The following is a 19,861-nucleotide window of genomic DNA, read 5'->3' as shown; positions in this document are numbered from 1 at the left end:
TTGAACTTCGGCACGACCCGTTCATGCACGCTTCATTTTTACTGCGCTATCTCTCCTTCGATAATTGATGCAGTGCAAACTGCCGGTCTGGAAAGGAGAATACACCCATGATCAATCGCCGTGGCCTGCTGCTTGGTCTTGCCGCCGCAACCGTTGCCGCGCCCGCGCTGGCGCAATCACGCCAGATGCCGAGTGCAGCCGAGATCGAGCGGCGGCTGGAAGCTGCCCCGCGCATGCGTGTGCCGGAAGAGCGCCGGGTGACGGTGCGGGAATTCAAGCGCCGGCCGGAACTGCGTCGCTATGCGCCGTCCATCGATATCCAGTCGATCAATTTTGCCTTTGGCTCTGCTGTCATTCCCCGTTCGGAGCGTGACAAGGTGGAGCGCATTGCCGACGGTCTGCAACGGGTGCTGCGCCGTCGTCGCGGCGAAGTTTTCCTCATCGAAGGCCATACGGATGCCGTGGGCTCGTACGAATCCAATCAGATACTGTCCGAGCAGCGGGCCGAATCCCTCAAGCGCGACCTGGTGCGTTACTTCGGCATTCCGCCGCGCGCGCTTGAAACGGTGGGATATGGCGAAGAATATCTTCTGGTTCAAACGGAATATGAGGACTGGCGTAATCGCCGGGTCACCATCCGCCGCGTTACCGATTTCATTCGTTAATATTGGGAACATGACGATACGTGACAGTGATGCCACGTATCGTCTCAATCATTTCGGAAAAGTTTTACAAGCATATCCGTGATCATTTAAAATTCATTCCGCCAATATTTCTGTGATTTTCCTGTGTAACACGCCGGCACCAGGATTTGTTGGCAGCGATAAGGTGACCATTTCCGCTCAGTTGGCAGGTCAACCGCAGAACTTTGACTTCTTCACTTTCAACATCACTGTCACACAATAGTCCGCAGGGCGGCGATGCTTCCGGGCTCGCCAGCCGATGCCAAGCGTGTGCCTGCCGCAGGCTGGATGGCAGCTGGTGAGCACTGAGACCGGCAGGAATCGGGTGGTTCGCTTGCCAGTTTGGGTGTTTGCTTCGGGTCAACGAAGGAGATTCCCATGAGCACGATCCGCTTTATTGCAATGCCGACGACACTGGCCCGCCACTATCAGGCGGGCGGTGCGGATGCGAACGGCCAGACACCGGAGACACATGTTTCCGATGGAGACGGCACGCCGTGCCGCCACTGCCTGCAGAACGTGAAAGCCGGCGACAAATATCTCATCCTGTCGCACAGGCCGTTCCCCGCACCGCAACCCTACGCGGAAACGGGGCCGATCTTCCTGCATGCGGAAGCATGCGAACGGTATGCGGAGACAGCGGATATGCCCGATATGTTCCGCAAGACGCGCGACTACATCCTGCGCGGTTATTCCCGTCAGGACCGGATTGTCTACGGCACCGGCGGCGTGATCCCCACCGATACTATTCCCGTGCGGGCGGCTGAACTGCTGCAGCGCGATGACGTGGCCTATGTGCACATGCGGTCGGCAAAGAACAATTGCTTCCAGTGCCGCATCGAGATGCACGAAGCCGACTGGGTTGTCTGAACGCTGCTCATGAAAAAGCCCGGGCAAAACCCGGGCTTTTCTTTGTGCGATTCAGGCTTCACGCAGCCAGAACAGCCTTGGCTTCCACCATTTCGAGGCCAAGCGCTTCGGCGACGGCCTGGTTGGTGATGCGGCCCTTGTGAACGTTCAGACCGTTGCGCAGATGCGGATTGTCGACCAATGCCTTGACGCCGCGGTCAGCCAGCTGCAGTCCATATTGCAGCGTGGCGTTGTTCAGCGCATGCGCCGAGGTGACCGGGACTGCGCCCGGCATGTTGGCCACGCAATAGTGGATGATGCCGTCGACTTCGTAGGTCGGCTCGGAATGCGTCGTGGCATGGGATGTTTCGAAGCATCCACCCTGATCGATGGCGACATCGACGATCACGGCGCCCTTTTTCATGCCGGACAGCATTTCGCGGGTGACCAGTTTGGGGGCCGCCGCGCCGGGGATGAGGACCGCGCCCACAACGATATCGGCGGAGAACACTTCCTCGTCGAGCGCTTCGATGGTGGAATAGCGGGTGTGGATGCGGCCATGGAACAGATCGTCGAGCTGGCGCAGGCGCGGGATCGAGCGATCGAGAATGGTCACGTCGGCGCCGAGACCGGCAGCCATCTGTGCCGCATTGATGCCGACAACACCGCCGCCGATGATGGTGACCTTGCCGGGCAGAACGCCGGGCACGCCGCCAAGCAGCACGCCGCGTCCGCCATTGGCTTTCTGCAGCGCTGTGGCGCCTGCCTGAATGGCAAGACGTCCGGCCACTTCCGACATGGGCGCGAGCAGCGGCAGGCCGCCGCGATCATCCGTGACGGTTTCATAGGCAATGGCCGTGACGCCGGAAGCCAGCAGGCCTTTGGTCTGTTCGGGATCGGGGGCGAGGTGGAGATAGGTGTAGAGGAGCTGGCCTTCGCGCAGCTGCGCCCATTCGGACGGCTGGGGCTCCTTCACTTTCACAATCATGTCCGATTGCTGAAAGACTTCTTCGGCGGTTTTGACGATCTTGGCGCCAGCCGCCTGATAGGCTCCGTCGTCGGCGCCTATTCCTGCTCCAGCTCCGGACTGGATAATGACCGTATGGCCGTGGGCGATGTATTCGCGTACGGCCCCCGGAGTGAGACCGACGCGATATTCATGGTTTTTGATTTCTTTCGGGCAGCCTACACGCATTTGCGCCTCCTCCTCTAGAGTCTGTTCAAAGTTCCCTTTTGCGGTGCGTATGACATCATGAATCGCTTCGCATGTCCTTGCTAAGCAATATCGACGGCATGCAATTTTTCGAATACTCTTGCGCCAAATTGGTTCTTTGTCGAAGAAAGATCGAACAATGTCGCTGGACAGGATTGATATCGCTATCCTTGATTGCCTGCAAAAGGACGGCCGCATGTCGAATGCAACGCTGGCGGAAAAGGTCGGGCTGTCACAGTCCGCCTGTTCACGCCGCTTGGATATTCTGGAGAAGACGGGTGTCATCCGCGGCTACCACGCACGTCTCTCCAACAAGATGCTCGGTCACCCGGTTACGGTGATCGTCAATATATCCCTCTCGGGCCAGGCCGACAAACAATTGCGCGAATTCGAGACGGCTGTGCGCCGCTGCCCCAATGTGCTGGTCTGCTACCTCATGTCGGGCGAGTACGATTATCTCCTGCGCATTGCGGCCAAGGATCTCGAGGATTACGAACGGATCCACAAGTTCTGGCTTTCGGCGATGCCGCACGTCACCAAGATCAATTCGTCCTTTGCCTTGCGCGAGGTGGCGGACCGCACCGGTCTCGGTGTCGAGACCGCGCTCATTGAAATCGCCGGAAGCTGATTGCTGACCGCGAAAGGCCGTGACAAACTCATCATAATTCGGTGATCCTCGCCCGCTAAAAAGCCGCTCATCATCCCTTGCCCTGGAGCCTCGTCATGCAAGAATCGTCTTCCGCTCTCACCCGCCGTTCCTTCCTGGCAAGCACGGCCGCAGCCGGGGCCGTGGCAATCCTCCACCCGTTTTCGGCCATGGCAGCGGCTTCGCAGGCGCATCTGCGCATCGTGGCGACCACCGATCTGCATGTGAACGTCTACCCCTATGACTACTACGCCGACAAGGCGAACGACACGATGGGGCTCGCCCGCACGGCATCGATCATCGCAAAAATCCGCGCCGAATCGACCAATTCGATTGTCGTGGACAATGGCGATTTCCTGCAGGGCAATCCGATGGGGGATTACATCGCCTATGAAAAGGGTATGAAGGCCGGCGACGTCCATCCGATCATCAAGGCGATGAACACCATCGGCTACGAAGTGGGAACGCTGGGCAATCACGAGTTCAATTACGGTCTCGATTACATGGACAAGGTTCTGGCGGGGGCCGGATATCCCTATGTCTGCGCCAATCTGGTCAAGGGCGAACTGGCGGCAACGCCAACCGACGATCCGCTCTACATGAAGCCTTACCTGATCAAGCAGTACGAGATTGCCGACGGAGCCGGGCAGAAACTGCCTGTGAAGGTCGGGTTTATCGGCTTTGTTCCGCCGCAGATCACGCTGTGGGATGCGCAGAACCTCAAGGGCAAGGTTGTGACGCGCGATATCGTCGAGGCCGCCAAAGCCTGGGTGCCGAAGATGAAAGCCGAGGGCGCCGATATCATCGTTGCGCTGTCGCATTCCGGCATTGCGGCGGGGCAGAGCAGCGGCATGGAAAATGCCTCGCTCTATGTGGCGGGCGTTGACGGCATCGATGCCGTCGTCACCGGGCACCAGCATCTGGTCTTCCCTGATCCGAAGGACTTTGCCGGTATTGAGGGCGTCGACGTCAAGAAGGGGACGCTGCAGGGCAAGCCCGCCGTCATGGCCGGTTTCTGGGGCTCGCATATGGGGCTGATCGACCTTCTGCTCGAGCGTGATGGCGACAAATGGAAGGTTGCCGATTTCACCACCGAGGCGCGCCCGATCTACGAGCGTGTTGAAAAGGCGGTCAAGCCGCTGGTCGAAAGCCGTCCGGACGTTCTGGAAGCCGCGAAGGCCGACCATGAGGCAACGCTCGCCTATGTCCGCCGTCCGGTAGGCAAGACGTCCGCACCGCTCTATTCCTATTTTGCGCTGGTCGCCGATGATCCGTCGGTGCAGATCGTCTCCAATGCGCAGACCTGGTACATCAAGGACATGCTCAAGGACACGCAGTGGAAGGATTGGCCGGTGCTGTCCGCAGCCGCACCCTTCAAGGCGGGCGGCCGCGGCGGTGCCGACTATTATACGGATGTGCCGGCCGGCGATATCGCCATCAAGAATGTTTCCGATCTCTACCTCTACCCCAACACGGTGCGTGCGGTTGCCATCACCGGGGCGGATGTGAAGGAATGGCTGGAAATGTCATCGGGCATTTTCAAGACCATCGAGCCGGGCAAGCCCGACCAGCCGCTGATCGACACAAGTTTCCCCTCTTATAATTTCGACGTCATCGACGGCGTGTCCTATCAGATCGATTTGTCGCAGCCGGCGAAATATGGCGCGAAGGGTGAACTCGCACATGCGCAGAGCAACCGCATCGTCAACCTGACCTTCGATGGAAAACCGATTGATCCGGCGCAGAAATTTGTCGTGGTGACAAATAACTACCGGGCAGGGGGCGGCGGCAATTTCCCCGGCATCAACGAGAGCAAGGTCATCTTCGTTGCGCCTGACACCAATCGCGACGTGATCGTGCGCTACATCATCGACCAGAAAACCATCAACCCGTCGGCTGATGATAACTGGAAATTCGCTCCGGTAAAGGGTGCCTCAGTGGTGTTCGAATCCGGTCCGAAGGGCAAGAATTTCCTTGCCGATGTGAAAGCTGTCAAAATCGAGGATGCGGGCGACGGGGAAAACGGTTTCACCCGCTACCGCATCACGCTGTAGATTCGACAAGCCTTTTGAGCTTGGCTGGCGCTTTTGCCAGCCAGGCGAGCCGGATGCGGTGCGCAAGTTCCGCATCGGAAATGGTATCGAGATGGATCAGAATATAGGGCCAGCCCTTGTAATGATCGGTCTCGAAATAGATGTTCGGCGCGCTTTCCATCAGGAGCGGCTTTTCCTCCAGCGGACAATGGATGGCGAATGTGTCCACGTCCCGGAGCCGCCCCAGGAACGCATTCCTGGTTTTCAGCGACGGTGTGCCGTGGTGGGTGCCCTGGGTCAGTTCCGGCAGGTGCAACGCATCCGCCAGCGCCCAGATGCGCTCGAAAATTTCATTGAGCGAGATCTCTGTCATGATCTGTAAAACACCTGTCGTACGTCGATATATTCCGATCTGAAACCCGCTTCGCAATAGAAGAGGTAAAACTCCCAAAGCTTTTTGAAACGGACGTCGAAGCCAAGATGCTTGAGTTTGTCCCATGAGTCCCAGAAGCGCGCGCGCCATTCGGCCAGCGTGCGGGCATAATCCTGCGGAAAGATGGTCTCGCGATAGAGGTTGAGGCCGAAATCCTTGCCAAGCGTCTTTAAACGGGCCGGTGTCGGCAGCATGCCGCCGGGAAATACATAGCGCTGGATGAAATCGGGACGCTTGCGATAACGTTCGAACGAGTTCTCGTTGATCGTGATGATCTGCATGCCGGCACTGCCGCCGGGGGCGAGGCATTCCTTCACCTTGCCGAAAAAGACCGGCCAGTATTTCTCGCCGACGGCCTCGAACATTTCGATCGAGGCGATATGATCGTATTGGCCGGTCTCGTCGCGGTAGTCCTGGAACTTGATTTCAACCCGGTCGGAAAGTCCGGCCTTGCGCATCCGTTCCGTCGCAAAATCGAACTGTTCGCGGCTGATGGTCAGACCAGTGACGCGGGCGCCGATCTCGCGTGCCGCAAACTCGGCAAAACCGCCCCAGCCACAGCCGATCTCGAGCACCCTGCTGTCCCTGGTAATGCCGATATTGCGGGCAAGCGCGCGATACTTCGCGGTCTGCCCGCTTTCAAGGTCATTGGCGCCTTCGGCAAACAATGCGGAGGAATAGGTCATCGTCGGGTCCAGCCATTCGCGATAGAAGGCGTTGCCGAGATCGTAGTGCGCAGAGATATTCTTGCGTGAGCGCGAGCGCGTGTTCTCGTTCAGCCAGTGACGCAATCTCTGCACGGTATTGGCGAACCAGTTCGCTCCGCCGGCAATGTGTTCGCCGATTTGCTGGTTGATGACAAACAGCTCAAGGAACGTGGTCACATCGGGGCTTTCCCAGTCGCCGTCCATATAGGATTCCGCCACGCCGATCGTTCCGGCCGAAAAGGCCCGGCGCGGCAAATTCCAGTTGTGCAGCACCAATGCCGCATCGGGACCGGAGCCTTTGCCGCCCACCTTGAACACCCGTTGGTCGGGGGTGGTGATGGTCAGCGTGCCGCGGGGGAGGTGCGCTGCGGCTCTCAGAGCGGCCTGAACCTTCAAAGGCAGGCCCTTGAGCGCCGCGCCGACATTTTCCGGTGTCAGCCATTTCAGCTGTGCCAGAGGGTCGGATGACGTGGGTATTCCTTGCTGTGCCATGTCGCGGTCTTTCATGCTTCCGGCGCAATCTTTGCCGCCAAAAAACAAATGTTCAAGAGCAATTCATCACGATGCAGTATAGCGCTGCAATTGGGCGGCGAAACGGAGTTTTACGCCGACGTCCCGCATTGCCGGCGATGGATCATTTCAGCCGGTGAACTGCGACGGCAGCAGAACACGCGTGTTCATCTGGGTCACCAAAAGTAAATTTCCGGGTAATTTTGATTCTATCGATTTCACCGTCAAGACAATCATTTCGCGATGCGCGACCGCAATGATGACGCGGGAAATGAAAATATCATGACGCTTATGTTGCAGAATATATCATGTACATTTGTTGCTTGCTGTATTCATAAGAAATTACTTCGATAGTGAAATAAAATGCAATAGACGGAAATATGTAATTTTATCAATGAATAAACATAATCTTTTGATGCAACGTAAAATCACAGTTTTTTGGAAATAAAGTGTCGCTTTTTGCATGATAGTACAAATTGCGACAGATGCTGCGAAAGACGAGCAATGTTGTCGACTGTTCGATAAGTTCTTTTAAAGATGTAATACTTAAGTATTATGGGGTTGAGAGCTACTGAGTCATTTATAGAGAATCGGAGGTGCCTGCTAGCGGCAAGCAAACCTTGAGGAGGATGAATGAGTTTCGGATATTCGGTGCGCAATTTCACGACAGTCGGGCTGGCCGCTTTGCTTGGCCTTTCCAGTCCGGCATTGGCCGCCACGGCAACCGGAAGTTTCACGGTCCAGATCACCATTCAGGCATCCTGTGTTTTTGTCAGTGCCACCACATTGACCTTCACTGCCGTGGGTGTGATCGCGGCGAATGACGATGCGTCCACCACGCTTTCCGTACAGTGTACCAACACGACGCCGTACAATATCGGGTTGAGTGCCGGGTTGGGCACCGGTGCCACGGTCGCTTCGCGCAAGATGACGGGGACCGGCGGCGCGCTGGTCAACTATACCCTCTATTCCGATACCAACAGAACCACCGTGTGGGGGCAGACCGTCGGTACCGATACGGTTTCAGCGTCAGGTAGCGGCGCGGCGCAATCCTATACGGTTTATGGGCGGGTTCCCGTCCAGACAACACCGGCGCCAGGCGCCTACACCGATACGATCACGGTGACGGTCACTTACTGAGAATAACATATGGAGGTGGACAGGATGCGATCCATGCTTAAAGGCATAGGAGCGATGGGGCTCCTTATGCTGTTTTGCGGCAGCGCCACAGCGACTTCGCTGCGTGTGGCCCCGACTAATCTGGAAATGATAGCGCCGGGAAGCGCGGCCGTGCTGACGCTGACAAACGAGGCAAAACGGCCGATCAACGTGCAGATACGGGTCTTTCGCTGGACGCAGACAAATGGCGTCGAGCAGCTCGAACCCACCAACGATGTGGTGGTCAGTCCGCCATCGACGGCTTTGTCCGCCAACAAGGATTATCTCGTGCGGGTTATCCGGGTCAGTAAAAAGCCGGTCACGCGGGAAGAAAGCTACCGGGTCATCGTGGATGAATTGCCCGATCCTGCCCGCCGCAAGTCCGGCACGGTCACTCTGGTCGTGCGCTATTCCATTCCGGTGTTCTTCAAGGGACCCGATGCTTCCGCGCCGAAAGTGGCCTGGACAATCAAGCGCTCCGGCAACGGGCTTGTCCTTGCCGCCCGCAACAATGGCGATACGCGACTGCGCCTCTCCGAGCTGCAATTGATCCAAAACGGCCGTGAAATCGCGACGAGGAAGGGGTTGGTTGGTTATGTCCTGGGCGGCGCTTCCATGGAATGGCCGGTTGGCGGTGGCAAGTCCGTGTCATCCGGTGCTGTTTCCATGAAGGCGCAAAGCGATTCTGGACCGCTTGATGTCAACGTTGCGGTCAGCGGCCGCTAGTCTTGTTGTGGCACTCTGCATAGGCCCGTGTATTCTTACCTCTGGACGGGCACAGGAAACCAATGCTCAAGACGTGGGGCAGACCGCGCCACAGCCCGGTATCTCCCAGGATCTCTATCTCGAGGTCTTCATCAATGATGAGCCGACCGGTCTGGTCGGCGCCTTCCACCAGCTGGAGGATGGAGGCCTCTCGGTAAGCCCGCAGGAACTGACGGATGTGGGACTGAAGCCGGTGGCCAAAGCGAAGGCCGCGGATGGCCCGATCCGGGTTGATCGCCTGCCGAATGTCCAGTATCGCGTCGATGCGGAAAATCAGCGGCTTTACATCACCACCGACGACAATGCGCGCGCGGCCAAAGTGGTTGATCTCAATCCAAAATCCGACGAGGACCGTCCCAAGCCGCAATCCAGTTACGGTGCAGTCCTGAATTACTCGCTCTTTGCCAGCAGCGACAATCTGTTCAAGGGCAATGCAAAGCCGTTTCAGGGCATTTCCGGCGGTTTCGATGCCCGCTTTTTCAGCCCGTTCGGCACGCTGACGCAATCCTTCACATCAAGTGCGAGCGACACGGATTTTCAGGGTTTCAAGCGTCTCAACACGACCTACACCTACTCCGACGCGGAGCGGCTGATCACCTACCGGGCGGGTGATTTCATTTCCGGCGGTCTGCAGTGGACGCGGCCGGTCTATCTGGGCGGCCTGCAGGTGCAGCGCAATTTCCATCTGCGTTCGGATCTGGTCACCATCCCGATACCGGTCATATCCGGATCTGCCGCGGTTCCCTCGACGCTCGAGGTCTACACCCAGAACGTCAAGACCTATAGCGGTACGGTACCGTCGGGTCCGTTTCAGGTGACGAATTTTCCGGTGTTTACCGGCGCGGGACAGGCACAGGTGGTGGTACGCGATACACTAGGCCGCGAGACAAAGACCACCTTGCCGTTCTATTCGTCCAATTTGCTGCTGCAGAAGGGACTGCTGGATTTTTCTGCCGAAGCGGGTTTTCCGCGGCGGAATTTCGGTACGGAATCCGATGATTATGTCGGCGACGCGATGGGGTTTGCCACGGCCCGCTACGGTGTTACCGACTGGCTGACGCTGGAAGGGCATTTTGAAGGCGGTGTCGATCTGCTGAATGGCGGCGTCGGCATGGCGTTTCCCATCGGCGGCTATGGTGTCAGTTCGCTGGCTGTTGCCGGCAGCAGTCATGCCGGCGACACGGGCTTTCTTGTCAACGGCTCGGTGGAACTCAGCTATCACAGCTATACGGTTTTCGCCCGGATGCAGCAGGCTTTCGGCAATTATGACGATGTCGCCTCGGTTTCTGCCGATACGCGGCAACTGGCGGTTTTCGATCCGACAGGCGTTGCGATTTTCAGCCCGCGTGTGCCGCGCTCGCTGGCCCAGGTGACCGTGTCGGGGCCGGGGCCGTTCGACCGTTCCAATCTCAATCTGTCCTTCACGCAGATTGAATCGGCCAATGGCGATCGGAACCGCATCGTCGGAGCCTCCTATACCCAGTCGATTTTCAAGAACAGTTCATTCTATGCGACGGCCTTTACCGATCTGGAAAACAGCGACAGTTTTGGCGTCTTTGCCGGACTGACGATCCCCTTTGACAACAACATCACGGTTTCAACCGGCGTCGAGCAGACTGCGGATGGCGTCTCCGGCGTTGTCGATGTCGCCAAATCGGAGCAGCTTGAAGAGGGCAGCTACGGCTGGCGGCTGAGGACACGGGAAGGCAATAATCCTGACCGGTTGGCCTCCGCGAGCTATCGCGGACGCTATGCACGGGTACAGGGGGATGTCGAACAGTTCGATGGCAATACCCGCGCGAGCGTCCAGATTGACGGTGCACTTGCCGCGGCTGCCGGCGGCGTATTCGCCACCAACCGCATCAACGATGCCTTTGCCGTGGTCGATGTCGGCGCACCGGATGTCGAGGTCCTGTCGGAAAACCGGCCGGTCGGCAAGACCAATCGCAGCGGCAAAATCCTGGTGCCGGACCTGAATTCCTACGAGCCCAATACGGTTGCCATCGACCCCAAAAATCTGCCGGTCGATGCCAGCATCGGATCGACACGCAACATCATCGTGCCCGCCGACCGCAGCGGCGTTGTGGTGGATTTCCATGTCAGCAAGACATCGGCTTCGGCCGTCGTTGATCTGGTCGATAGCGGCGGCAAGCCGCTGGAGGCGGGGCTGCGCGGGCATCTGGACGGTTCACCGGATGAATTTGTCATCGGTTACGACGGTGAAGCCTTTATCGACAAGCTGCGGGCCCGGAACAGCATCAGCGTCGATCTTCTGGATGGACGCAGTTGCAAGGCGCAGTTCTCCTACCGGCCGCAGCCGGGAACGCAGGTGAAGCTAGGCAAGGTGGTGTGCTCATGAGAAACTGGCTGGTCTGCTTCATCTGGCTTGTCGGATCTGTACTCCTGCCAGGCACCGCTTGGGGGCAAACCTGCTCCTTCTCCGTTCCCAGCATGGTTTTTGCCGGAAGCACCATTCCGGGAAGTGCAATCAACAGCATGACATCCGTGACGGCGAATTGTTCGGGCCTGCTTTCCCTTGGCCAGAAAGTGCTGATTTGCCCGAACCTCAATGAAGGCAGCGGCGGCGCAACGGCAAGTGCACGCATCATGGTGAATGGTGCGAATTCGCTCAATTACCAGCTGTATCAGGATGCCGCCCGCTCCATCGTCTGGGGCTCGGCAACCTGGCCCTATGCGGCGCGGCCGCCCGGATTTCTTGTCGCCTTCACGACGATTCTCGGTCCTTTGCTCGGCAGCGGCTCGACAACAATTACGTTGTACGGCCAGGTGCTGGCCAATCAGGCAACGGCGCCGGCCGGACCCTACACCTCAACCTTCACCGGAGCGAATGCGACGTTCAATTACCGCTATGATGATGGCAACGGCTGCACCACGGCTTCGGGCGCAACAGCGTCTCCTCCAGCGTTCACGGTGCAGATTACGCTTGCCAATGACTGCGCAGTGACGGCGCAGAATATCGACTTTGGTCCCAATGGATTGTTGAATGCGAATATCGATCAGACAGGCCAGGTGCGCGTAACCTGCACGCCAACGGTGCCGTACTCGGTTTCGCTCAGCCTCGGCAACACAGGAACAAGCCCAACGGCCCGCAAGATGGTCAATGGCGCGCAATCGATTACCTATGGTCTCTACCAGGATTCAAATCGAACTGTGCCATGGGGAAATACAATACCGACCAATACGGTTGCGCGCACCGGCGATGGAACAGCGCAGGGTATCACTGTCTATGGCCGGGTCCCGCCGCAAGCCACGCCGTCGCCGGGTACTTACAGCGATACGATCATTGTGACGGTCACGTATTAGATCGCAACCATCGCAGTATTTGATGGGATCGCGGAAAAGAAAAAGAGTTCTGAAAAAGCAAAAGGCCGGGAGCTACCCGACCTTCCTAAACTTGCCTCAACACCAGTGCCAGTACATCCGTGGTCAAAAATGGAAACAAGCTATTCGCTACACGAGAAGCACTACCCTGACATTGCGACAGAATAATGACGCCCGTAAATTAAGGAAGCGCGTACGCAGTACAAAATCGCGCTTGAACTCAAGGTGCTCCATCAAGGTAAAGACAGGGTTAATTCAAACCGGAAATTTAAAAAACCTGGCGAATGGTCTGCGTGCCGGTAACGCGAGCGCTCAAGAGTGTCTCATGCGCAGGCGGCTTGCCGTCAAATGCGATGCAATTGTCCGATCACTTTTGCGACAGCTGCGGGAAGATCCTCGGCAATCAGGCCGAAACCAAGGTCGTTGGCTGCCGCCGCGTGGACATGGACCGCCGCGCAGGCTGCCTCGAAAGGCGGCATGCCTTGTGCCATCAGGCCCGCCGTTACACCCGAAAGCACGTCACCCGATCCGGCGGTTGCCAAAAGCGGGGTGCCATTGCTGTTGATGACGGCCCGGCCGTCCGGCGCGGCGATGACGGTGTCGGCACCCTTGTAGACGATGACCGCATGGGCCTGCCTGGCGGCGGCGCGGGCGCGTTCGAGCTTTGACAGTGTATTCCCGTCGCCGATCCCGGGGAACAGCCTCCGGAACTCTCCTTCATGCGGCGTCAGCACAAGCCGGGTGTCCTGGGTGCCATGCGCCGAGGCGAAAAGCGCAGCGCTGTTGTCTTCGAATGAGGTGATCGCGTCGGCATCCAACACCAGATGGAGCTCCTCCTTGAGCAGCAGGAGCGCAATGTCCCGTGCGCGGGCGCCTATGCCAAAGCCGGGGCCGAGCACCATGGCCGAAGGTTTGCGTTTGCTCAGGAATGCGCGCAGCTCGCGGTCGGTTTCGCAGCGGCTCAGCATGATCGACGTCAGATGTGCCGCATTGACGGCAAGGGATTCCGCCGGAGAGAGCAGGGTAACGGCACCCGCGCCACTGCGCGCGGCTGCCAGCGCGGAAAGCCGCGACGCGCCTGTCGCCGTCGCACCCCCGGAAAACACGGCGACGTGGCCGCGCGTGTATTTGTGCGTTTCCACGCCGGGCGAGGGCAGCAGCGCGCGCCAATAGTCCGGCGTGTTCTCGAAACAGGCGGGCCTGATCATCGACAGAACGTCGTCACGGATGCCGATATCGGCGACGACAATGCGGCCGCACAGGCTGCGTCCCGGATAAAGCAGATGGGCCGGTTTCTTGCGAAAGAATGTGATGGTGCAATCGGCCTCGAATACCGCGCCAAGTGCCATGCCCGTCGCCCCGTCAAGGCCGGAAGGCACATCGATGGCGATGCGCGTGACAGCCGCCGCATTGCTCCGTTCGACAGCGGCGGCGGCCTTGCCGGCCAAGGGCTTGTTCAATCCTGCCCCGAACAATGCGTCGATGACGACGCTGCCGGCCCCCGGTTTGAAGCCGGAAAGTGCGGCCGGTTCGATGCTGCAATCGCGCCGGGCGCTTGCAGCGTCGGAATGGGCGCGCGGCTTGTCGTCACTCCACACATGAACATTGCCGCCGCTTTCAGCCAGAAGGCTGGCAACGACATAGCCGTCGCCGCCATTGTTGCCCGGACCGCACAGAACGTGAAAGGCCGGTGCATCGCCGTGGTGGTCCAGTACGTGGCGCGCGACGGCATAACCCGCCCGCAGCATCAGCCGGTATCCGTCGATCGATCCCCCGGCGATGGTCAACCGGTCGGCCTCGCCCATTTCCACCGGGGTGAGAATTTCATCAGTCATGTCGAACAATGCTTTCCCGATATGCGTTTTTCCGTGAAATGGTAGGGGCCTGCCGGGCGGGACACAAGCGGCAATTCCCGTGCTTGCCGGGATGCGGTGACGGGCGGGACGCTGATCGACAATTCTTGTCCGCCGATGCATCCAAAGCCTGTTTCATGCGTTTCTGCTTGGCAAACATTGGAGAAGATCATGCCTGCAACACGCATCAAGGAACATATGGAAGTCATCGGCGCCGATGGTGTCCATGTCGGAACAGTCGATCACGTGGACGGTGCCCGTATCAAGCTGACGAAAAAGGACAGCGGCGAGGGCTCTCACAGGGGCCATCATCATTATATCTCGACAGCGCTCGTTGCCGAGGTCGAGGGCAACAAGGTGCGGCTGTCGGCGAATGCCGATGTCGCCGTCATGTTTGAGGAAGAATCCTCAGGTAAGTAGGAAACAGGCCGTTTCCGGCGATGTTTTCAGGGATCAACTCGCGCCGAGCCGTATCAGCACGGCGCGCGGAATATTGTAATCCACGATAGCCGCATCGTGATTCCTCAAGCCGCACAGTTCGCGCTGGATAAAGTAGGCGTGAACGGCCCGTGCCGCTGCCCTTAACCGCATATCCCGTTCCGGCATGGCGGCAGCGGCCAGTTGTGCCAATGTCTGTTCGACTTTCTCACCGGCTCGACCCAGCGATGCCGCCATTTCACCCATGATTTCATAATCAAGGGCGCTGGGCGCACTGTCCCCAAAATGGGATGTCAGGTTTTGCGGCGGGCGAAGCGACATGGCAGAACATCTGGTTTGCTTGCATATCCCGGAATTTCAGCACAGGAAGCCCGTGCAAACAAGTCATTCGACGGTCTTTGCTGACCGCAACAGATACTTGCCTTGGCTATAGGCGGCGATCCCGGCGGAAGCAGTCACGCCGACAAGGATGTCGTAAAAGGTCTGGGGTATGCTTGCTGGCTGTAACCACGTGAAAATGAGCCAGCTGATCCAGAACGGATCGATGCGCAGATAATCATGGCCCACCCATATCCACATGGCCGCCGCGACAAGACAGGCACCCAATGCCACCAGACCATATCCCAACACTGCCCGCATGCTGTTCCCCGACGCCGCCGCTGTTGATGTTAAGCGCGCCACTGCTGGTCGTGCAAGGATGATCCTTGTCTTATCGGTAAGGTGGCAGCAACGCTGGTGTAATCTTCATTCGGTATGAGGGAAGCATGCATGGCCTTTCCAAAGGAGCGTTTTGGGCACTATCCTTTTGTGAAGAGTGCCCAACAGGGATATCTGATCATGAAATCAGCCGGTTTTCTTGTCGCCGTTGTCGGTCTATTCGGTATCGCGGCCGTGTCGCATGCGGGTGCGATTGCCGATCCGGTGGCACTCAAGCAACGCCTGGAAGCGCTGGTCAAGGGCAAGGATGGGCGTGTCGGCATTTGCGCGCAGGACCAGAGCGGCACGATGGTCTGTATCCGGGGCGAGGAGCGATTCTCATTGCAAAGCGTCGTCAAGCTGATCGTGGGAGCTGCAGTTCTCGACGCTGCGGATCAGGGGCTTGCAGACCTCAAGGCACCGATTGTTGTCAAACCGGAAAACCTGAGCTTATCCGTACAGCCCCTCGCCAAGATCGTGGAAAGGGAGGGTGTCTTTCAAACCAATGCCGACGACCTTGTCCGCCGCGCCATTGTCGACAGCGACAGTGCGGCGGTGGATATCCTGATCGAACGGCTTGGCGGTCCGGCCAAGGTCGATCAGTTTGCCGAGGGAAAAGGCATATTGGGCATCCGGATTGATCGCGACGAACGGCATCTGCAGACCGAAACCGTCGGCCTGCGCTGGAAGCCGGATTATGTGGATGCGAAAGTGCTGCAAAAGGCCATGAAGGCGGTTCCCGAGGCCGAGCGGGATGCAGCATTCGAGGCTTATCAGAAGGATCCTCGCGACACGGCAACGCCGCGGGCGATGACCGCGTTTCTTGCCGCCCTGATGAATGGCAAACTCCTCGCCGCGGGATCGACACAGCGGCTTCTGGCCATCATGGGCGAGACTGTGACATTTCCCGACCGGTTGCGCGCCGGCACGGGCGCGGGATGGTCCGTTGCCCACAAGACCGGTACGAGCCGGACATGGAAAGGCGTCAATGCCGCAACGAACGATGTGGGGATTTTGACGGCGCCCGATGGCGGAAAAATCGCCGTCGCCGTGTTTGTCGCCGATTCCCGCGAAACGCCGACCCAGCGCTCCGCCATCATCGCCGGTGCGGCGCAGGCCGTGACGGAAGCCTACCACTGACGCATGGTAGAAACCGAGATCAGGCGCCCGCCTGTTCCAGGATCCAGTCGCGGAACAGACGCAGTTTCGGTGAAAGCTGCCGGCCTTCGGGATAAACGAGATGATAGTCCCATCCGGTCGAGGCGCAGGTGTCGAACAGTTGAACAAGCCGGCCTGAATCGATTTCCGTCTTGAATATCCCCACTGAAACCAGCGCAACGCCGCCGCCCGAAAGCGCGAGATTGGCGATGATCTGCTGCGTATCGATGCCGAAGCCGGGTTTGGTCATGACCAACGGCCCTTCCACGCCCGCCTGGCGGAACCAGACCTGCCACCAGTCGTCGTCCGGCGTGATCAGGTGGTAGTTGAGCAGATCGGCCGGCTTTTGCGGGCGGCCGTATTTTTCAAGGTATGCGGGGCTGGCAAGCGGCGTGAAGCCGCCGGGAAGCAGCAGATGCGACTTCAGGCCGGGCCAATGCCCGATACCCATCCGCACCCCGCAGTCGATCCCTTCGGCGGCAAAATCCACCAGACGCGACGTGATGTCGAACCGCACGGAAATATCGGGAAACCGGGTCTGGAAGTCGACAATGCGCGGGGTCAGCCAGTTGCTGGCAAAGGTGTGTATGACAGAGACGACCAGGACGGAGTTTTGTTCCTCGCGGATCGCGCGGAACGTTTCGCCCAGTTCAGCCAGAGACCGGCGGATGACCGGCGCGACCAGTTCGCCCTTGCCGGTCAATGAAACCCCACGGGCATGCCGGTGAAACAACGGCGCGCCGGCAAATTCCTCCAGCAGTTTGATCTGATAGCTCACCGCCGACTGGGTCATGTTCAGTTCCTCCGCGGCCTTGGTGAAGTTTTGCAAACGGGCAACGGAGTCGAAAACGCGGATAGCTGGCAGCGGCAGGGAGGACATGATTTATCCATTAAATGGTTTGATGGCTCACATCGTATTTTACGTTGGTTCTCCCATAAATAAACAATTATTTATCCAGACATAGAAATGAGATTGATGACTTTAGGAGTCTGAAATGACCGAAGTGCGATATCTGGGCCTGAACCTGTCACGCGTGCCGCCCGAGCGGAAAAAGCAGGAAGCCGGCTCCATCGGCCGGCTGGCCGACCTTAACGAACATCTGCTTTGCGATATCGACCTGAGCCCCGCCATGCGCGCACGGCTGAAGCAGCCGGACAGAGACCACCGCTGGCTGGATTTCCGCCAGCCCGTCTAGCCCGCCGGGATTGCCCGCACATGGTCGTGATCAGGCGCAGCGAATGGTGCTCCATCGCAATTTTGCCACAGGCGCTTTTCAGATTGGAACCAGTCTGAATGATCGGCGTTTCTAGGCCATGAAAGATGCTCAGTTCAAACCGGTGACTGTCGAGTCACTTCATTCCTTCAAGCTGCGGAACATCGGTTCGGTCGCGGAAGCGGCTGAGTTTTTGTCCAGCGACTGGCCGGGAGAGCGGGGAAGAATTTACCTGCTCGCCCGGATGGCCTGCAATGAGGCGATGGAAGGCCATGCTTCGCCTGCCATGGCCCGCTCGGTTTTCGTCCAGGCAACCATGGACGCCGATATCTATGTGGAGAACACCACCTGGGTGCGCTAGCCTCAGCCATTCACGGTCAGAATGAAGAGGCGGGTCAATCCCGCCTCTCCATATCGGTGATATCAATACCATGGGTGTCAAACCACCATTGTGCCGGCTTGTCCGGATGTTTTGGTTTGAGCTGCACGTATCGTTCCTGCAACCGCTGCTGACGGATTAGTTCCTCCTGGAAGAACGGGTGATCCAGCGAGCCGCCCATCACTGCCAAGCGGCGCAGCAACTTGCGCAGGACGTAGCCCTGTTCCTTGTTGCCCGGCCGGTAGGCGCTGGCAATGATCATGCCGATGGCATCCTGCAGGATTGCCTGCGGCGCAGCGCGCGGTGTGCCGTTGATCAGCATATCCAGCCGCTCGAGCCCGAATCCGGCGTCAATGCAACTGCCCAAGGGATTGACGATGTTACCGATTTCGACCCCTTGCCTATAGAACTCGGTACAATAGCTACGCATATTGCCGTCGCTCCACAGGCATTCCGGATCAGGAACAACCGGAAGGCGCCCGCGATAGAACGGTGCCCATTCAGCCATCTTGTCCGGGTGGATCGTGACATGATCGGGCCAAGCACCGATACCGGCCAGAAAATCCAGCCAGAAATCAATGGCTTCTTCCAGCGTCATTTGCCGGAAGGAGAAAAGCCCGATCATGTTGAAATGGAGAAAATGCGTTCCATCGCCGATCTCGTCGAGATCTCCCAGCCGCAGGCAGGACTGGATATTGGCGAATGTGCCTTTGAAGGCTACGTCGGGAAACAGTGGTTTGTACTGTTGCATTCCGGCGCTACAGAACAGCGTCGTGCTGTCGAAAGGGCGGACTGACAAGTTCAGGGAAAAATCAATTCCACGAACCCGGCAGAATTCCTGATAGGTACGGATTAGGCGTCCCGCGATGTCATAGGCAACCTCCTTTTGTTTGGATGCGCGGCAAAGATAGGTGGGATTGCGGCGGAGGGCAAGGCGTCGGCGCATCCCGCCGGCGCGCGCTTGGCCGTGTTTCAGTCAAATCGTGGAAACAGCAGACACGCCAGCCACGTGGCAATGACGCATAAAGTGGTGATTGCAAAAAACAGACATGATGTCATCTCCAAGCCGTGTGACTAACATGGAGATTTCGAACTTTCAATTCAACTAAAGTACAGAAGTTCAGTTCAATGTCTTTTGCTTCACCGCCGGCTGTGCTCCGCTCAGCGGTCGGACAGTGCCAGCTTCAGGCCGAAGCCAATGAAGATTGCCCCGGCAAAGGCATCGATCGCGCGCCGTGCCCGTTGATAAGCACCCGCGACCGTGCGGTGGCTGAGCGCTGCAACCAGGCCTGCATACCAGATGGCCGATATGGTCACCATCACCACGACGGCCGCTGCACCGTGGGTCCATGGCGTGCCCGGCGCCATGGTGGCGGCAAACAGGCTGGCGACAAACAACGCTGATTTCGGATTGGCAAGGTTCGTGGCAAGCCCGAGGCGCCACGCGCCCAGCGGTGTCAGCCTGACCTTGCTCGCGGGGATGGTTATGTCACCCGCTGGCTGGCGCAATTGCCACAGCAGCCGCAGGCCCAGCCAGAGGAGATAGATGCCGCCCGCTATCTTCAGGCCCATATAGGCAATCGGGGCGGCCATGAACAATGACCCGACACCAAGCCAGCCGGCAAGGCCCCAGCACAGGGTGCCCGTGAGGGTGCCTGCCGCCGCCGAGATGGCGATCTTACGCGAACCGGTGAGGGTGCAACGCACGATCAGGAAGAAATTCGGCCCCGGCGTCAGCGCAGCAATGGTCCAGATGGCGGCAACGGTGAGCAGGAACATGATGT

General features: G+C 58.5%; 21 protein-coding genes. 12 read left to right on the top strand and 9 right to left on the bottom strand.

Annotated elements, in window-relative coordinates; all coding sequences use genetic code 11:
* The first annotated feature begins 107 nt into the window (after positions 1 to 107).
* Positions 108 to 665 carry an OmpA family protein gene (locus ACZ5FP_RS13685; RefSeq protein ID WP_346308454.1) on the top strand — a complete coding sequence of 186 codons (558 nt, stop codon included), beginning with the start codon at positions 108 to 110 and terminating at the stop codon, positions 663 to 665.
* A 396-nt stretch (positions 666 to 1,061) separates the two neighbouring features.
* The gene (locus ACZ5FP_RS13680) at positions 1,062 to 1,553 is read left to right on the top strand and encodes a DUF1203 domain-containing protein (protein WP_464660738.1); all 492 of its coding nucleotides are present in this window, start codon (positions 1,062 to 1,064) and stop codon (positions 1,551 to 1,553) included.
* 58 nt (positions 1,554 to 1,611) lie between these two features.
* Here the strand turns inward: ACZ5FP_RS13680 and ald are convergent, their stop codons facing one another.
* On the bottom strand, positions 1,612 to 2,727 hold the full coding sequence (gene ald, locus ACZ5FP_RS13675; RefSeq protein WP_223613123.1) for an alanine dehydrogenase: 1,116 nt from the start codon (positions 2,725 to 2,727) through the stop codon (positions 1,612 to 1,614).
* Positions 2,728 to 2,884: 157 nt separating this feature from the next.
* On the opposite strand from ald, the gene ACZ5FP_RS13670 reads away from it, so the two are divergent.
* Together ACZ5FP_RS13670 and ACZ5FP_RS13665 are read left to right on the top strand one after the other, a co-directional pair.
* Complete coding sequence (locus ACZ5FP_RS13670; protein ID WP_223613124.1) at positions 2,885 to 3,373, top strand: Lrp/AsnC family transcriptional regulator; 489 nt, start codon at positions 2,885 to 2,887, stop codon at positions 3,371 to 3,373.
* Positions 3,374 to 3,468: 95 nt separating this feature from the next.
* On the top strand, positions 3,469 to 5,445 hold the full coding sequence (locus ACZ5FP_RS13665) for a bifunctional 2',3'-cyclic-nucleotide 2'-phosphodiesterase/3'-nucleotidase (protein ID WP_464660735.1): 1,977 nt from the start codon (positions 3,469 to 3,471) through the stop codon (positions 5,443 to 5,445).
* Here ACZ5FP_RS13665 and ACZ5FP_RS13660 read toward each other — a convergent pair.
* Together ACZ5FP_RS13660 and ACZ5FP_RS13655 are read right to left on the bottom strand one after the other, a co-directional pair.
* Positions 5,435 to 5,797, bottom strand: coding sequence for an MmcQ/YjbR family DNA-binding protein (locus ACZ5FP_RS13660; protein WP_464660733.1), 363 nt, complete (start codon positions 5,795 to 5,797; stop codon positions 5,435 to 5,437). The two genes, ACZ5FP_RS13665 and ACZ5FP_RS13660, sit on opposite strands and share 11 nt — an antisense overlap.
* Positions 5,794 to 7,056 (bottom strand): class I SAM-dependent methyltransferase, encoded by a 1,263-nt coding sequence (locus ACZ5FP_RS13655; protein ID WP_464660731.1) that lies wholly within the window; start codon positions 7,054 to 7,056, stop codon positions 5,794 to 5,796. Before ACZ5FP_RS13655 ends, ACZ5FP_RS13660 begins: the two co-directional genes overlap by 4 nt.
* A gap of 651 nt (positions 7,057 to 7,707) precedes the next feature.
* Between ACZ5FP_RS13655 and ACZ5FP_RS13650 the strand changes: the two genes are divergently transcribed.
* From ACZ5FP_RS13650 to ACZ5FP_RS13635, 4 genes are all read left to right on the top strand, one after another.
* A complete protein-coding gene (locus tag ACZ5FP_RS13650) occupies positions 7,708 to 8,214 on the top strand; it encodes a Csu type fimbrial protein (RefSeq protein WP_464660730.1) in 507 nt (168 codons plus the stop codon).
* 24 nt (positions 8,215 to 8,238) lie between these two features.
* The gene (locus tag ACZ5FP_RS13645) at positions 8,239 to 8,958 is read left to right on the top strand and encodes a fimbrial biogenesis chaperone (protein WP_464660728.1); all 720 of its coding nucleotides are present in this window, start codon (positions 8,239 to 8,241) and stop codon (positions 8,956 to 8,958) included.
* A 73-nt stretch (positions 8,959 to 9,031) separates the two neighbouring features.
* Positions 9,032 to 11,356, top strand: coding sequence for a fimbria/pilus outer membrane usher protein (locus ACZ5FP_RS13640; RefSeq protein ID WP_464660726.1), 2,325 nt, complete (start codon positions 9,032 to 9,034; stop codon positions 11,354 to 11,356).
* A complete protein-coding gene (locus ACZ5FP_RS13635) occupies positions 11,353 to 12,321 on the top strand; it encodes a Csu type fimbrial protein (protein WP_464660724.1) in 969 nt (322 codons plus the stop codon). Before ACZ5FP_RS13640 ends, ACZ5FP_RS13635 begins: the two co-directional genes overlap by 4 nt.
* A 362-nt stretch (positions 12,322 to 12,683) precedes the next feature.
* Here the strand turns inward: ACZ5FP_RS13635 and ACZ5FP_RS13630 are convergent, their stop codons facing one another.
* Positions 12,684 to 14,174, bottom strand: coding sequence for an NAD(P)H-hydrate dehydratase (locus tag ACZ5FP_RS13630; protein ID WP_464660722.1), 1,491 nt, complete (start codon positions 14,172 to 14,174; stop codon positions 12,684 to 12,686).
* A gap of 189 nt (positions 14,175 to 14,363) precedes the next feature.
* On the opposite strand from ACZ5FP_RS13630, the gene ACZ5FP_RS13625 reads away from it, so the two are divergent.
* Positions 14,364 to 14,612: a DUF2171 domain-containing protein gene (locus ACZ5FP_RS13625; RefSeq protein WP_403175486.1), complete on the top strand. Its 249-nt coding sequence runs from the start codon at positions 14,364 to 14,366 to the stop codon at positions 14,610 to 14,612.
* A 33-nt stretch (positions 14,613 to 14,645) separates the two neighbouring features.
* Here ACZ5FP_RS13625 and ACZ5FP_RS13620 read toward each other — a convergent pair whose 3' ends face one another.
* Together ACZ5FP_RS13620 and ACZ5FP_RS13615 are read right to left on the bottom strand one after the other, a co-directional pair.
* Entirely contained in the window at positions 14,646 to 14,951 is a 306-nt protein-coding gene (locus ACZ5FP_RS13620; protein WP_403175483.1) for a DUF6665 family protein, read from the bottom strand.
* 63 nt (positions 14,952 to 15,014) lie between these two features.
* A complete protein-coding gene (locus tag ACZ5FP_RS13615; protein WP_464660720.1) occupies positions 15,015 to 15,269 on the bottom strand; it encodes a hypothetical protein in 255 nt (84 codons plus the stop codon).
* A 198-nt stretch (positions 15,270 to 15,467) separates the two neighbouring features.
* On the opposite strand from ACZ5FP_RS13615, the gene bla reads away from it, so the two are divergent.
* Positions 15,468 to 16,466: a class A beta-lactamase gene (gene bla, locus ACZ5FP_RS13610; protein WP_464660718.1), complete on the top strand. Its 999-nt coding sequence runs from the start codon at positions 15,468 to 15,470 to the stop codon at positions 16,464 to 16,466.
* 19 nt (positions 16,467 to 16,485) lie between these two features.
* Here bla and ACZ5FP_RS13605 read toward each other — a convergent pair whose 3' ends face one another.
* Positions 16,486 to 17,364 (bottom strand): LysR substrate-binding domain-containing protein, encoded by an 879-nt coding sequence (locus tag ACZ5FP_RS13605; RefSeq protein WP_463012338.1) that lies wholly within the window; start codon positions 17,362 to 17,364, stop codon positions 16,486 to 16,488.
* Positions 17,365 to 17,479: 115 nt separating this feature from the next.
* Between ACZ5FP_RS13605 and ACZ5FP_RS13600 the strand changes: the two genes are divergently transcribed.
* The gene (locus tag ACZ5FP_RS13600) at positions 17,480 to 17,680 is read left to right on the top strand and encodes a hypothetical protein (protein ID WP_464660716.1); all 201 of its coding nucleotides are present in this window, start codon (positions 17,480 to 17,482) and stop codon (positions 17,678 to 17,680) included.
* Positions 17,681 to 17,798: 118 nt separating this feature from the next.
* Positions 17,799 to 18,059 carry a DUF982 domain-containing protein gene (locus ACZ5FP_RS13595; protein ID WP_346308472.1) on the top strand — a complete coding sequence of 87 codons (261 nt, stop codon included), beginning with the start codon at positions 17,799 to 17,801 and terminating at the stop codon, positions 18,057 to 18,059.
* A gap of 34 nt (positions 18,060 to 18,093) precedes the next feature.
* Here the strand turns inward: ACZ5FP_RS13595 and ACZ5FP_RS13590 are convergent, their stop codons facing one another.
* Both ACZ5FP_RS13590 and ACZ5FP_RS13585 read right to left on the bottom strand, forming a co-directional pair.
* The gene (locus tag ACZ5FP_RS13590) at positions 18,094 to 19,023 is read right to left on the bottom strand and encodes an alanine--tRNA ligase-related protein (protein ID WP_464660714.1); all 930 of its coding nucleotides are present in this window, start codon (positions 19,021 to 19,023) and stop codon (positions 18,094 to 18,096) included.
* Positions 19,024 to 19,238: 215 nt separating this feature from the next.
* On the bottom strand, positions 19,239 to 19,856 hold the full coding sequence (locus ACZ5FP_RS13585; protein WP_464660712.1) for a LysE family transporter: 618 nt from the start codon (positions 19,854 to 19,856) through the stop codon (positions 19,239 to 19,241).
* Positions 19,857 to 19,861: the final 5 nt, after the last annotated feature.

The organism is Phyllobacterium sp. T2-21, assembly GCF_055378485.1.
Note: the sequence above shows the minus strand (reverse complement) of the source record. Positions and strands in the feature narration are given on the sequence as shown.